Source organism: Dyella sp. 2HG41-7 (assembly GCF_021390675.1).
GTDB lineage: Bacteria > Pseudomonadota > Gammaproteobacteria > Xanthomonadales > Rhodanobacteraceae > Dyella_B.
Map to the genome: position 1 here is coordinate 535,240 of NZ_JAJEJV010000004.1, position 12,444 is coordinate 547,683.

Consider the following 12,444-nt stretch of genomic DNA (forward strand, 5'->3'; position numbering starts at 1 on the left):
AACTCGCGCTTTCGCCCGCGTGGCGCGCGCATGAGTAAGCGTTACACCCTCGCCGAGCTTGATGGCGCCGCCGACGTATTGCGCAGCGGCGGTGTGGTGGCGTATCCCACCGAAGCCGTGTTCGGTCTCGGTTGCGATCCGCATAACCGCACGGCGTTCGAACGGATTTTCGAACTCAAGCAGCGACCCGCCACGCAGGGCGTGTTGCTGATTGCCGCCGACTTCACGCAGATCGCACATTACATCGACATGGCCAAGGTGCCGGCCGGCGTGTTGGCGCAAGTGCGTGCGAGCTGGCCGGGGCCGTTCACTTGGATTTTTCCGCGCAGCGCCGAGGTACCCGAATGGGTGGCGGGCGGACATGCCGGCATCGCGTTGCGCGTGACCGCGCACGGCCCGGCTGCAGCCTTGTGCCGGGCGTACGGCGGCGCGTTGGTATCCACCAGCGCCAACCCCCACGGGCAGCCTGGCGCGCGCGACACGGTCACCGTCGCAACCTATTTCGGAGACCGCCTGGACGGAGTCGTGGATGCGCCGTTGGGTGGCGCGACCGCACCCACCACCATTCGCGATGCATTGACAGGCGCTATCATCCGAACCTGAATCCTGCGAAACACGGTAATGGCGCGGTCGGGGCCGATTCAGCCGTCACCGTGAGGATGGGGGATGCAGGAAACAATCCCGAGTACCGGCAGCAACCGACCCAATCGGCCGGCGCGGGGATTGTTGTATCGACGAGCAATCGGGAGTCCATGCGTGGCGATCGTCTACGACACCTATCAACGCGAAGAAGCGGCGCGCCTGTTGCCTCTGTTGAAGGTGGACGATCCGCAGCGCGTGGTCGCCGTGCACGACGGTTATCCGGTGACTGCTGCGCAATTTATCGATCATGTGGAACGCGTCGCCGCTTTGTTGCCGGAAGCATCGGCAGCGGTGAATCTGTGCGAAGACCGCTATGCGTTTCTCGTCGCGTTTTGCGCCATCGCGTTACGCGGACAAGCCAATCTGTTGCCGCCATCGCGCGCGCCGCAAGCGGTGGAAGAAGTGATGGCGGCGCATCCGGGTTGTCACGCCTTGGGCGATCGCCCCATGCATCCGGCGCCGCAGCGTTATCACGTGTTGCCGCCGTTGCCGGTGGATGCATCGGCAACGCGCGAACGCGTTTGGCCGTCCATATCGGCGCTGCAAACGGTGGCGGTGGGCTACACCTCCGGTTCCACCGGAACGCCGCGACCGAATACGAAATCCTGGCGCAGTCTGCATGCAAGCACGGCGGGCAATTTGCGCATGTTGCAGCAGGTGGTTGGCGAACGATTCTCGGTGGTGGCGACCGTGCCGCCGCAACATGTTTACGGTATGGAAATGTCCATCCTGTTGCCGCTGCTCGGCGATGTGCAGGTGCATGCCGGACGGCCGTTTTTCCCGGCCGATATCGCCGCCGCATTGGAAGCGATGCCCGCGCCGCGCGTGCTGGTTACTACGCCGGTGCATCTGCGTGCATTGGTCGCGTCTGGCGTCACGCTGCCGTCGCTAGCCGCAATGCTCTCAGCGACCGCGCCGATGCCGCCTGAGCTGGCCTTGGACGCCGAGCTATGCTTCCACGCGCCACTGCTGGAAGTCTTCGGATCCACCGAAACCTGCGCGTTCGCATCGCGACGCGTCACGGCGGACAGCCACTGGTCGCTTTATCACGGCGTGCATCTTCATCCGCAGCCGGACGGCACGCAGATCGAAGCCCCGCAACTCGACGCGCCGACCGTGCTGGCGGATATCGTGGCGCTACACGACGAAGGCCGCCGCTTCGAACTCTGCGGACGCCACGCCGATCTCTTGGAAATTGCCGGCAAGCGCGCCTCGCTGGGCGACCTCACCCGCCGTCTGCTAGCCATCCCCGGTGTCGAGGACGGCGTCGTGGTCCAGCTGGACGACGCGGACGCCATTGGCGTGCGCCGCATCGCCGCCCTGGCCGTGGCGCCGACGCTGGATGAGCACGTCATCCTCGATGCGTTGCGCGCATCGATCGATCCGGTGTTTCTACCGCGTCCGTTGCGTCGGGTCGAAAGCCTGCCGCGCAACGAAACCGGCAAGCTGCCGCGCGCCGCGTTGCTGGCCATGCTGGCGCCGCACGTGGCGGCCTGAAAGCCCGCTGGAACCCCGTTTTGAGCCTACGAAAGCCCGCACTCCCGCTACAATAAGCGGCTTGCGCCCTCGGCGCTGGCAGTGACGGAGTCAACGGCATGAAGGTTTTGGTCATCGGCAACGGCGGTCGCGAGCACGCGCTGGCGTGGAAGCTCAAGCAATCGCGGCGCGTCGGCGAAGTGATCGTGGCGCCCGGCAACGCCGGTACCGCGCGCGAGCACGGCGTGCGCAATGCCGATGTCGCCGTCACCGATATCGAAGGCCTGTTGAAGTTGGCCAAGGCGGAGAAGGTCGAGCTGACGGTGGTCGGCCCGGAAGTGCCGCTGGTGGCCGGTGTGGTCGACAAATTCCGCGCGGCAGGCATGCGCATCTTTGGGCCTCGCGCCATCGCCGCGCAGCTCGAAGGTTCCAAGGCCTTCGCCAAGGATTTTCTGCTCCGCCACAACATTCCCACCGCGCGCTACGCGGTCTTTACCGAACTCACCAAGGCGCTGGCGTATGTGCGCGAACACGGCGCGCCCATCGTGATCAAAGCGGACGGCCTGGCTGCCGGTAAAGGCGTGGTCGTCGCGCTAACGCTGGGCGACGCCGAACTCGCGCTGCATGACATGCTCGGCGCGCACGCCTTCGGCGATGCGTCCGCGCGCGTGGTTATCGAAGAATTTCTCGACGGCGAAGAAGCCAGCTACATCGTGATGAGCGACGGCTCTTTCGCGCTGCCGATGGCGAGCAGCCAGGATCACAAACGCCGCGACGACAACGATCTGGGCCCCAACACCGGCGGCATGGGCGCGTATTCGCCTGCGCCGGTGGTAACGCCGGACGTCGAAAAACGCATCCTCAAGGAAGTGATCGAACCCACGCTGCGCGGTATGGCGAGCGAAGGCGCGCCGTTTATCGGCTTCCTCTATGCGGGCCTGATGATCGACAAGCACGGCGCGCCGAAAGTGATCGAATTCAACGTGCGCTTCGGCGATCCGGAAACGCAGCCGATCATGCTGCGACTGAAATCCGACTTCGTCGATTTGATCGAAGCGGCGCTGGATGGCGAGCTGAGCCGCAAGCACGTGCAATGGGACGCGCGGCCTTCCATCGGCGTCGTGATGGCGGCCGGCGGTTATCCGGCCAAAGTGCAAACCGGCGACGTGATCGAAGGACTGGATACCGACTTTGGCGCGGACGTGAAGGTTTTCCACGCCGGCACCAAGCTTGATGCACAAGGCCGCGCCATGACCGCCGGCGGTCGCGTGTTGACGGTATGCGCGCTTGGCAAAGATATCGCGGCGGCGCGCGAGCACGCGTACGACGCTATTCGCCACATTCATTTTGACGGCGCGTTCTGCCGGCGCGATATCGCGCATCGCGCATTGCATCGCAAGTGATTAACGAGCCGGCGCCATTGCCGGCTTCGTTTTTTAAGGCGTCAGATTTCTTTGCTCTTGTGCGCCAACTTGGCGCCATGCAATTCCCAATGCCGGCCGTCGAAAGGCTGGATATCCAAGGCCGCCGGCTGCGGATCGAGGCAACGCACGTTGACGTCGTAGCCGTCTGGATTGGAGCGAGGAATGTAAAACGCCTTCACGCCGCACACTTTGCAGAACGTGTGCTTGGCGGTGCCGGTGTTGAATGTATACGTCGTCAGACTGGATTCGCCTTGCAGCAACCGAAAGCGCGATTTGGGGACGATCAGATGCAGATACCCGAATTTCGCGCAGATGGAGCAATTGCACTCTTCGCACGTCACGGTCTCCGACGCTTCCACTTCGAACTTCACCGCGCCGCAATGGCAGCTGCCTTGGTACCACATGGTCCGTCTCACCCGATCACTGGATTGTGCGGCGACAGGCTCTCGGCGAACCGCACATCAGCGATCCAGTTTCGTTTGCGTCGAGCCAGGCGGTCTTCGGTGTTTTCGCCGTCGAGCGTCGATGGCGATCGTTTCAGCAGAGACGCATCCACGTTCTGAAACGTATTCACGTTGACGACGGCATACATATTGTCGTCGATCGTGCTTGTCGACACTGGCACCACGCCGCAACGCGTGCAGATCAGGAAATCGGCCGTCATCGTGCCGAATGCGTAGCGAGAAACGTACGCGAGATCTTTGATCGCGATGGTGAGCGTGCCCGTCGGGCAGGATGTCCAGACGCCGCCGTGTTTCGTGCAGAACGTGCAGGTGCAGGCGCGCGCGGATATTTCCGACGGCTGCGATTTCCAGTCGAGCGTGAAGCTGATGTTTCCGCAATGACAGCTTCCGAAAATAATCATGGGATGCTCGAATCGGCGGCACGCTGGGTGATCAAGCATAAGCGAGCCGATGCCTGTAAATCCATGCGGATCGATTAGCCGCGATGCTTACGCCGAACCCGTTGCCGCCACAGCCATGCGTAGATGCCTAAGTTGATCGCAAGGACGATCGCCGCCAGCACGAATTGGATCGATCGAGTTAAACCCTCGGGATAAATCGTGGCAACCAAGTAATGTCCAATGCAGTCACCTTGGTAGGCCGATTCCCCTGCACGGGTTCGAAAATAGTTTTCGATATCCGTCAGCGGACAGAGATGCCCGCTTAATTCGACAAAAAATCCCCACGCTGCCGCCGGAAGTTGCAGCCAGGGAATCCAGCGCCATTTCAACGCGAGCAATGCACCCAGGCAGACAAACAGAATGAACGCCAGATGCAGCGTCAGAACGGCGTCGGCGGCAAGCAGAAACATGATCAGGCGAGGGTAAAGCGCGCTGCGCGATAACGTTCGAGATCTGGCGTGTGGCAGTACATGTGTTCGACGAAGAAATTGCGCTCCTGCCACATGACTTCCATATCCCAGATGCAGAACGAAAACCGCGAGGGATCTTCCACCCATCCCTCCGCCGTTCGGGCGGATGTGGACGTAAACAGCTCGTTGTCGTTACCCCACCATCCAAGCACGAGGTAAAGCGCCTGGGCGGCGTTATGGAAAATCGCGAACGCTGGCGTGGTATCCCAGGCGATGTTGCGCGCGCGCTTTATTTCTTTGAGCCGCGCCAGATAAGGTGTCTGATCGACCGTCCGGTTTTCCACCGAGATCGTATACAACTTGACGCCGTCGGTATCGCGCCAGTCGGCGTGGCTTTCGACGCGTCTGGGTTGAAAAAGTGGCATAGGGACGCTCCTGTCGCACGGGGATGACGGCGATGGAAATCCGTCCTTCGAAGCATACCGAGATTGCCTCCGAAACGGGTCGAGCCGCCGTGCGTAACTGGCCCGGTTTTCGCGCTAGGCTACGCAGCATTAGTTTCCGCCAGGGATTCGCATGAGCCAGTTCGCTCTGTTAGGCAGTCGACGTTTCGCGCCGTTTTTCTGGACCCAGGCGCTGGCCGCGTTCAACGACAGTGCGTTTCGCAACGCCATGGTGATGTTGGCGGCCTTCCAAATGGGGTTGTCGGATCATGACGTGGGTTTGTATACGAACCTGGCGCCGGCGCTGTTTATTCTGCCGTTCTTTCTGTTTTCCGCGACGGCGGGGCAGTTGGCCGAGAAGTTCGAAAAGACCCGCATCATCCGTTACGTCAAGCTGTTCGAGATCGCGGCGATGGTGCTGGCGGCGTACGGATTTTTGGGCCATCACTTGGCACTATTGCTCGTCGTGCTTTTCATGATGGGCGTGCACTCCACCGTATTCGGCCCGATCAAGTACGCCATTCTTCCGCAGGCGTTGAAGCCTTCCGAATTGGTGGGTGGCAACGGCATGGTGGAAATGGGGACGCAGATGGCGATCCTGATCGGCATGACGGCTGGCAATGTGCTGATGTTGATTGCCGGCGTCGGGCCGCATCTTTCGGCCGCGCTCACCATCGGCGTGGCGGTGATCGGCTATTTCGCGAGCCGGTTTATTCCGCCCGCGCCTGCTTCCGCGCCGAATCTCGTCTTCAATTGGAATCCGGCCAGCGAAACGGTTCGCGTGCTGCGCATCGCGCGCGAAGACCGTGCAGTATTCAACGCCGTGCTGGGTATTTCGTGGTTCTGGTTTTTCGGTACCGTGCTGGTCGCGCAATTGCCGCTGTACACGCGCATCAACCTGGGCGGCGACGGCACGGTCAACACGCTGGTGCTGACGCTGTTCTCCATCGGCACCGGCGTGGGTTCGCTGATGTGCGAAAAGATGTCCGGCAAGCGCGTGGAAATCGGCCTGGTGCCGCTGGGTGCGTTCGGACTCACCGCGTTCGGGGTCGATCTGTTTTTTGCGCGCTCCGGCGCAGCGGCGGAACGCGGCTTGAACTGGCTTGCGTTTCTGCATGCGCCGGGGAGCTGGCGCATCGTGCTGGATCTCACCTTAATCGGCATGTTCGCCGGCTTCTATGTCGTCCCTTTGTTCGCCTTCGTGCAATCGCGCGCGCCGAAGGAAAAGTTGTCGCGTGTGATTGCCGGCAACAATATTCTCAATGCGTTGTTTATCGTGGTGGCGTCCTGCTTCGGGCTCGCGATGGAACGGCTGAACTTCAACGCGGCGCAGATCTTTTTGATCGCGGCGCTGCTGAACGTGGTGGTGGCGGCGTACATCTTCACGCTGGTGCCCGAATTCCTGATGCGGTTTATCACCTGGATCTTGGTGAATACGCTGTATCGCATTCGCGTGGATGGCATGAAGCATTTGCCGGAAGAAGGCCCTGCGTTGCTGGTATGCAACCACGTCAGCTTTATGGATCCGTTGATCCTGATGGCGAATCTGCGGCGTCCTGCGCGCTTCGTGATGTATTACAAGATCTTCCAGTTTCCGATTTTGCATTTTGTGTTCAAAACGGCGAAAGCGATACCGATCGCCGGACAAAAGGAAGATCCCGCCGTCCTGCAAAAGGCCTTCGACGACGTGGACGCCGCGTTGGCCGATGGTGAGGTGGTATGCATCTTTCCAGAGGGCGGTTTAACCAAAGACGGCGACATGGGCCCCTTCAGGCCGGGTGTAGAGAAGATTTTGTCCAGGCGTCCGGTACCCGTGGTGCCGATGGCGCTGCGCGGGTTATGGGGAAGCGTGTGGAGCCGGCGCGATTCCATGCTTGGGCGCGCGCGTTTGCCGCGTCGTTTTCGCGCGCGCGTCGAACTGGTGGTGGATGCGCCCAAGCCAGCGGAAGAGGCGAGCGCGGCGGTCTTGGAAGCGCGCGTGCGCGCGCTGCGCGGCGATATGGCCTAACGACGCGTCAATGCAGCCAACTACCCATCACGATCAACGCCACCACGCTTAGCCACGCCAATAGTGCGCGTAGCAGGGCGTCGCGCAAACGACGCAGTTCGTGCAGCGTATCGGTGCGCTCTTCCGTGTAACCGTCGCCGCCTTCGATGTCGGTCAGCACGTCGGCGCGCGCGGCGGCGCCGAGAAAATCGGGGTTGGAGAGATACCAGCTATTGGGTATGGCCTGTTGATGCCAGCGGCGCCACGCGCCGATCACCGCGTCCCAATGACCAACGAGCGCGAGCGTGAAAACCATCAGTTGCGCCGGCAGCCAATCCAATGCATTGGCGAGATAGCGTGCATAAGTGCGCGCATTCGCATCGAGCGCGAGCGACGTGTCGTGACCCAGCTGACGCGCAAGCCGATAAAGCAGCGCGCCGACGGGGCCAAGCAGGAAGAACCACAAAAGCACGGCGAACCGGCGACGCAAGGCGGCGTACGCCGTCGCTTCGCCGAGATCGGCGGTGCGCCACGGCACCTGTTCGCCGTCGTCCGACAAGGCTTGCGCGGCGGCTTCGCGGCTGCCTTGGTCCGGCGCTTTGAGGATGGCTTCGAGATCCGCTTCGAAAGCGTGCGGGCCGAACGAAAACAGCAGCACCGCAAGCGCAAAGATCAGTTGCAGCAGATCCGGCAACGGCAGATGCCGCAACATCCAGATCACCAAGGCACAGACCACCACCGGCACGAACACCGCCAGCGTCACGCGACCGGCGCCGTTGGTGTCGGCCAGCTGATTCACCCAACGCCGAAAGCCCGCATCGCCGCGCCAGTGCGCGAGCTGCGGCTGCACATGCAGCAAACCCAAAGCGATAAGCGCGGCAAGCAGGCGAATGGCCATGAAAACGGACTCCCTTGGATGACCGCATTGTAAGCGAGGGATGCGGCCCGTTCACAAACCCGCGGCGACTGTCAGCGCGCGATCAGCGCATCCAGATCCAAGCCGGCACGTTCGCGCAGCCAGTGCGAAAGCAATTGATAGGAGACCGACAGTTGGGTCGGTGCAGTGAGACTGCCGTCGGCAAGGCCGTCGATAATTTGCTGCGGCGTAAACCAGCGCGCGTCTTCCAGTTCGCCGTCGCGCAGCCGAATGGTGGGGGAGAGAGCGGTGGCAGTGAAGCCGACCATCAACGATGCCGGCATCGGCCACGGCTGGGAGGAGTGATAGTGCACGTCGCCCACGATCACGCCGGATTCTTCGGCTACCTCGCGCCGCACCGCATCTTCCAGCGCTTCGCCCGGTTCGACGAAACCGGCCAGCGTGGAGTAGCGCCCGGGCGGCCAGCTTGCCTGGCGTCCGAGCAGGCATGCGCCTTGGTATTCGACGATGACGATGATCGCCGCATCGGTGCGCGGAAAATGCAAACGACCGCACGTCGGATTCGTACATTGCGCGCGATGGCCGGACGAAACGAGCGTCAGCGGCGAACCGCAGCGCGCGCAAAAACGCGTTTCCCGCTGCCAATGCGCGAGGCCTTTGGCGTAGGCGAACAATCCGGCTTCATCCGCCGCAAGGCGAAGTCCGGCTTCGCGCAAACCCATGCGGCGCGCATTGAACGCGGATTCCAAGGCGGCGACATCGTCGCTTTCGTCGAGCAGCAGCATGAAGTGCGGCTGGCCGTCCGCGATGCCGAGCAAACTCCAGGACGCATGCGCCAGCAATTGTTCACGCTCGCGCGCATCCAGCCAGCGCAGCACTTCGTGTTCTTTGTGCAAAAACGCATCGCCGGCCGCATCGAGCAGCAAGTAACGCGCGTCGGGAGAACCGGCCTTGGTCGACACCCACTCGGCGACGTCGCGCTGTTCGGCGACGCGGTCGAGAATCTGGCTGAGTCCGGCGAACGTGTTGAGCTTCGTCGCAATCATCCGGACCCGTAATGGTTCAAGTGGAGAAGGAGGAGCCGCAGCCGCAGGTGGTCTTGGCGTTGGGGTTGCGGATAACGAATTGCGAACCGCTCAGGCTCTCGGTGTAATCGATCTCCGCGCCCGTGAGGTATTGCAGCGAGAGAGGGTCCACCAGCAGCGTGACGCCTTCGCGATCCAGCGCGAAATCGTCTTCCGCGCGCGTTTCGTCGAAGGTGAATCCGTACTGGAAGCCCGAGCAGCCGCCGCCGCTGATGTAGACGCGCAGCTTCAGGTCGGGGTTGCCCTCTTCCTGAATCAGTTCGTGCACCTTGCGCGCGGCCGCCTCCGTAAAGATGAGCGGGGCGCCGGCTTGGCGGTAATCGGGGATGGCTACGATGGTTTCCATGACGCGGATATTGGGCTGCGATACTGCGGACTCAAGCATATCAGCTCGGGCCCGTGCCTCGGGTCAGGTTTTCGCGGTCGATTCAGGTGGTTGCGCTCTGGAGGTTGCGCTCAGGCGGTTGCGTGCTCGTGGCGGACATCCGGCGCCGGCAGTTCGCGCTGAACGTGATCTTCGCCCTGATGCGCCATGCGTCCGTTCACCTGCGCGCCGGCCGCCATTTCCAGCGAGTTGTAGCGAACGTCGCCCACCACGCGGGCCTGCGCGGCCAGTTCAAGCCGCTCGCTGGCGTAGATGTCGCCGGTCACCTGGCCGTTGATCATCGCGTGCGGCACGCGCACCTCGCCCTGCACCTGGCCGTGCTCGCTCAACGTGAACATCGCGTTCGGGCCTTCGCCCAACACCGCGCCTTCGATGCGCCCGTCCAGATGCAGCGTGCCGGTGAAACGGACATCGCCGCGGATGATTGTGCCGTGCGAAATCAGGCTGGTTTCGCCGTGGCGGCTGCTGGGTTCTTGGCGTTTACGGTTGAGCATCGGTTTCCCCTTGGGTGATCGTGACTGGGGTGGAAAGAGCATCGCTCCAAGCAACGGTGCGACTGACGGGCTCGCCATTTTCGGGCTGAACCGTGACATGTAAACGCGTCGGACGAAAATCGGAGGGTAGCGCGATGGTGGTGTGCAACTGCTGGAAATAGCGGAAGCGAAAAGGAATGCCGTCTTTTTCGGACGCATTCCCCAACGTGGACCATTCCAACTGCACGACTTTGTTGTTGCGCAAGCCTTCTACGGTCACCGTGGTGGTGCCGCTGGTGTCGTCGTCGCGTTTTACGTTTTGCGTGAGGCTGACGGTGAGATTCCACGCCGACGAATGCGATACCGGCTGCAGCGCGACTTCTTGGACTTTCAAACCTTGGCGTTGCGCATCGCCGCCGACCAGGCGCGAGTAGAAACCGAGATCCGCGCGCAAGCCGCTGATTTCTTCATCGCGTTGCGAAATGGTTTGACGCAACGCCTTGGTGGCGATATCGCCGACTTGTTGCGAGCGTTCAAGATTCGCGACTTGCTGTTTGAGCTGATCGTTCTCGGCGGTGAGCGCGCGCACCGCGCGATGATCGGAAATGCGCGGCGCCACATTTTTCCATGCGCCCGCAGCCAGCGCCGCGAGAATCGCCACGACCAGTACGCTGCCCAGCCACGCCAGACCCATCCACAGCAAACGTCGACGCTGACTGGCAGCGTCGTGCGGGCGTACGACGTAGCGCGGTGGTGGGCGGGAAGCCATCGGGCACTTCCGGGCAAAACGGTGGATATAGCCCCTGCGTGATGAAATCGTCAAGAAACGGGCAGGCGCTTTGTGGCGCGGATCGCTCTAATCCGCCACCGAACACATCTTCTTAACGTTAACTTTCCATTTTCGACTGCAGATAACGCTCTGCGCCGATGTCCTTGATCAGGCTGAGCTGGGTTTCCAGCCAGTCGATATGGTCTTCCTCGTCGCGCAGGATGATTTTAAAAAGATCGCGGCTGACGTAGTCGGCGATGCTTTCGCAATAGCCGATCGCCGCGCGCAGATCCACGACTGCCGACAATTCCAGATCGAGATCGCACTGAAGGCATTCGAGCGCGTTTTCGCCGATGCGCAGCTTGCCCAGATGTTGCAGATTGGGAAGCCCTTCCAGGAACAAAATGCGTTCCATCAGATGATCGGCGTGCTTCATCTCGTCGATCGATTCTTTGTACTCGTGTTCGGAGAGTTCGCGGTAACCCCAGTTTTTGTACATGCGGTAATGCAGGAAATACTGGTTGATCGCGGTCAGTTCGTTGAAGAGCACCTTGTTGAGGAACTCGATGACCTTGGCGTCGCCTTTCATGGCTTGCTCTCCGTGCAGAGGGACAAGCTCCGACTATACGTGCTCGGCACGTCGGGTTGGGGCATTGAGAAGGGTTACGCGCCCAAACAAAAACGCCATCGCGAAAGGCGATGGCGTTTTGGCAATCAATACAACGGTGGGTTACGCGGCGACCAGAATCGGCAGATCGAGCGCGACTTGCGCGATGGCCTTATCCAGCGTGGCGCGCGCTTCGGATTCGCAGCAGCCGCAGCAATCGGAACAACCGGTGCGCGCCTGCAGTTCGGCGAAGCTTTGCACACCATCGGCCGCAGCGCGGCGGATGTCGTGGTCGGTAACGGCGTTGCAAAGGCAAATGTACATGCGCGCATTTCAACGCGAATGCGAATGATTGTCAACTAGATTCGATGAGGACGGTCGCTGCGATTCAGGCGGCGGCCCGCCCGCCCCGGCCTGGCCGGGTTTGATGGTGTGGCTGCGGGCCCAGCTGGATCGACAGCATATTTTCCACCAGCGGCGCGAAATGGCGCAGCGCCCGGTGGTAAACGTCGCGCTTGAAATTGACCACGTGCACGGCCGGGTACCAGAAATCCACCCAGCGCCAGAGATCGAATTCCGGCTTGTCGCAGGCATCCAGGCACAAGGCGTCTTCGCTGCTCACCAGCTTCAACAGAAACCACACTTGTTTCTGGCCGATGCAGGTCGGGTGCTGGTGATGGCGGATATAGCGGCTGGGCAGCTTGTAGCGCAGCCAGCCGCGCGTGCTGCCCAAGACTTCGACGTGTTCGGGGAGCAGGCCGGTTTCTTCCTGCAGCTCGCGGTACATGGCTTCCAGCGGGGTTTCGTCGCTGCGCATGCCGCCTTGCGGGAACTGCCAGCCGTCGCGATGGACGCGGCGCGCCCAGAATAGTCGGCCGTCTGCATTAAGCAGAACGATCCCAACATTCGGACGGTAGCCATCAACGTCAATCATCCAGCCTCCTCGAGCCCCGTGACACGGC

At 61.7% G+C, this 12,444-nt stretch carries 16 protein-coding genes; 4 read left to right on the top strand and 12 right to left on the bottom strand.

Annotated elements, in window-relative coordinates; all coding sequences use genetic code 11:
* Window positions 1-30 precede the first annotated feature (30 nt).
* From L0U79_RS03775 to purD, 3 genes are all read left to right on the top strand, one after another.
* On the top strand, window positions 31-603 hold the full coding sequence (locus L0U79_RS03775; RefSeq protein ID WP_233840553.1) for a Sua5/YciO/YrdC/YwlC family protein: 573 nt from the start codon (window positions 31-33) through the stop codon (window positions 601-603).
* A 153-nt stretch (window positions 604-756) separates the two neighbouring features.
* Window positions 757-2,139 (top strand): AMP-binding protein, encoded by a 1,383-nt coding sequence (locus tag L0U79_RS03780; RefSeq protein WP_233840554.1) that lies wholly within the window; start codon window positions 757-759, stop codon window positions 2,137-2,139.
* A gap of 98 nt (window positions 2,140-2,237) precedes the next feature.
* Entirely contained in the window at window positions 2,238-3,521 is a 1,284-nt protein-coding gene (gene purD / locus L0U79_RS03785) for a phosphoribosylamine--glycine ligase (protein ID WP_233840555.1), read from the top strand.
* A gap of 41 nt (window positions 3,522-3,562) precedes the next feature.
* Here the strand turns inward: purD and L0U79_RS03790 are convergent, their stop codons facing one another.
* From L0U79_RS03790 to L0U79_RS03805, 4 genes are all read right to left on the bottom strand, one after another.
* A complete protein-coding gene (locus tag L0U79_RS03790) occupies window positions 3,563-3,946 on the bottom strand; it encodes a GFA family protein (RefSeq protein WP_233840556.1) in 384 nt (127 codons plus the stop codon).
* Between the two features lie 8 nt (window positions 3,947-3,954).
* Window positions 3,955-4,407, bottom strand: coding sequence for a hypothetical protein (locus L0U79_RS03795; protein WP_233840557.1), 453 nt, complete (start codon window positions 4,405-4,407; stop codon window positions 3,955-3,957).
* Window positions 4,408-4,481: 74 nt separating this feature from the next.
* Window positions 4,482-4,856 carry a DUF2784 domain-containing protein gene (locus L0U79_RS03800; RefSeq protein ID WP_233840558.1) on the bottom strand — a complete coding sequence of 125 codons (375 nt, stop codon included), beginning with the start codon at window positions 4,854-4,856 and terminating at the stop codon, window positions 4,482-4,484.
* Between the two features lie 2 nt (window positions 4,857-4,858).
* Window positions 4,859-5,281 (bottom strand): hypothetical protein, encoded by a 423-nt coding sequence (locus tag L0U79_RS03805; protein ID WP_233840559.1) that lies wholly within the window; start codon window positions 5,279-5,281, stop codon window positions 4,859-4,861.
* A gap of 151 nt (window positions 5,282-5,432) precedes the next feature.
* On the opposite strand from L0U79_RS03805, the gene L0U79_RS03810 reads away from it, so the two are divergent.
* The gene (locus tag L0U79_RS03810) at window positions 5,433-7,307 is read left to right on the top strand and encodes an MFS transporter (RefSeq protein WP_233840560.1); all 1,875 of its coding nucleotides are present in this window, start codon (window positions 5,433-5,435) and stop codon (window positions 7,305-7,307) included.
* A 7-nt stretch (window positions 7,308-7,314) separates the two neighbouring features.
* Here the strand turns inward: L0U79_RS03810 and ampE are convergent, their stop codons facing one another.
* The 8 genes from ampE to L0U79_RS03850 all read right to left on the bottom strand — a co-directional run bounded on the left by ampE (window position 7,315) and on the right by L0U79_RS03850 (window position 12,416).
* Entirely contained in the window at window positions 7,315-8,184 is an 870-nt protein-coding gene (gene ampE / locus L0U79_RS03815; RefSeq protein ID WP_233840561.1) for a regulatory signaling modulator protein AmpE, read from the bottom strand.
* Between the two features lie 71 nt (window positions 8,185-8,255).
* Window positions 8,256-9,209 carry an NAD(+) diphosphatase gene (nudC, locus tag L0U79_RS03820; protein ID WP_233840562.1) on the bottom strand — a complete coding sequence of 318 codons (954 nt, stop codon included), beginning with the start codon at window positions 9,207-9,209 and terminating at the stop codon, window positions 8,256-8,258.
* Between the two features lie 16 nt (window positions 9,210-9,225).
* Window positions 9,226-9,594 carry an iron-sulfur cluster insertion protein ErpA gene (gene erpA / locus L0U79_RS03825; protein WP_233843824.1) on the bottom strand — a complete coding sequence of 123 codons (369 nt, stop codon included), beginning with the start codon at window positions 9,592-9,594 and terminating at the stop codon, window positions 9,226-9,228.
* A gap of 110 nt (window positions 9,595-9,704) precedes the next feature.
* A complete protein-coding gene (locus tag L0U79_RS03830; RefSeq protein WP_233840563.1) occupies window positions 9,705-10,127 on the bottom strand; it encodes a polymer-forming cytoskeletal protein in 423 nt (140 codons plus the stop codon).
* Entirely contained in the window at window positions 10,114-10,875 is a 762-nt protein-coding gene (locus L0U79_RS03835; protein ID WP_233840564.1) for a DUF6776 family protein, read from the bottom strand. Before L0U79_RS03835 ends, L0U79_RS03830 begins: the two co-directional genes overlap by 14 nt.
* Window positions 10,876-10,993: 118 nt before the next feature.
* The gene (bfr, locus tag L0U79_RS03840; RefSeq protein WP_233840565.1) at window positions 10,994-11,464 is read right to left on the bottom strand and encodes a bacterioferritin; all 471 of its coding nucleotides are present in this window, start codon (window positions 11,462-11,464) and stop codon (window positions 10,994-10,996) included.
* Window positions 11,465-11,605: 141 nt separating this feature from the next.
* Window positions 11,606-11,806, bottom strand: coding sequence for a (2Fe-2S)-binding protein (locus L0U79_RS03845; RefSeq protein ID WP_233840566.1), 201 nt, complete (start codon window positions 11,804-11,806; stop codon window positions 11,606-11,608).
* A 64-nt stretch (window positions 11,807-11,870) separates the two neighbouring features.
* Entirely contained in the window at window positions 11,871-12,416 is a 546-nt protein-coding gene (locus L0U79_RS03850; RefSeq protein ID WP_233840567.1) for an RNA pyrophosphohydrolase, read from the bottom strand.
* Between the last annotated feature and the right edge of the window lie 28 nt (window positions 12,417-12,444).

Coding starts and splice junctions, on each gene's coding strand:
- L0U79_RS03775 (WP_233840553.1), top strand. CDS start 31: ATGAGTAAGCGTTACACCCTCGCCGAGCTTGATGGCGCCGCCGACGTA.
- purD (WP_233840555.1), top strand. CDS start 2,238: ATGAAGGTTTTGGTCATCGGCAACGGCGGTCGCGAGCACGCGCTGGCG.
- L0U79_RS03790 (WP_233840556.1), bottom strand. CDS start 3,946: ATGTGGTACCAAGGCAGCTGCCATTGCGGCGCGGTGAAGTTCGAAGTG.
- L0U79_RS03795 (WP_233840557.1), bottom strand. CDS start 4,407: ATGATTATTTTCGGAAGCTGTCATTGCGGAAACATCAGCTTCACGCTC.
- L0U79_RS03800 (WP_233840558.1), bottom strand. CDS start 4,856: ATGTTTCTGCTTGCCGCCGACGCCGTTCTGACGCTGCATCTGGCGTTC.
- L0U79_RS03805 (WP_233840559.1), bottom strand. CDS start 5,281: ATGCCACTTTTTCAACCCAGACGCGTCGAAAGCCACGCCGACTGGCGC.
- L0U79_RS03810 (WP_233840560.1), top strand. CDS start 5,433: ATGAGCCAGTTCGCTCTGTTAGGCAGTCGACGTTTCGCGCCGTTTTTC.
- ampE (WP_233840561.1), bottom strand. CDS start 8,184: ATGGCCATTCGCCTGCTTGCCGCGCTTATCGCTTTGGGTTTGCTGCAT.
- nudC (WP_233840562.1), bottom strand. CDS start 9,209: ATGATTGCGACGAAGCTCAACACGTTCGCCGGACTCAGCCAGATTCTC.
- erpA (WP_233843824.1), bottom strand. CDS start 9,594: ATGGAAACCATCGTAGCCATCCCCGATTACCGCCAAGCCGGCGCCCCG.
- L0U79_RS03830 (WP_233840563.1), bottom strand. CDS start 10,127: ATGCTCAACCGTAAACGCCAAGAACCCAGCAGCCGCCACGGCGAAACC.
- L0U79_RS03835 (WP_233840564.1), bottom strand. CDS start 10,875: ATGGCTTCCCGCCCACCACCGCGCTACGTCGTACGCCCGCACGACGCT.
- bfr (WP_233840565.1), bottom strand. CDS start 11,464: ATGAAAGGCGACGCCAAGGTCATCGAGTTCCTCAACAAGGTGCTCTTC.
- L0U79_RS03845 (WP_233840566.1), bottom strand. CDS start 11,806: ATGTACATTTGCCTTTGCAACGCCGTTACCGACCACGACATCCGCCGC.
- L0U79_RS03850 (WP_233840567.1), bottom strand. CDS start 12,416: ATGATTGACGTTGATGGCTACCGTCCGAATGTTGGGATCGTTCTGCTT.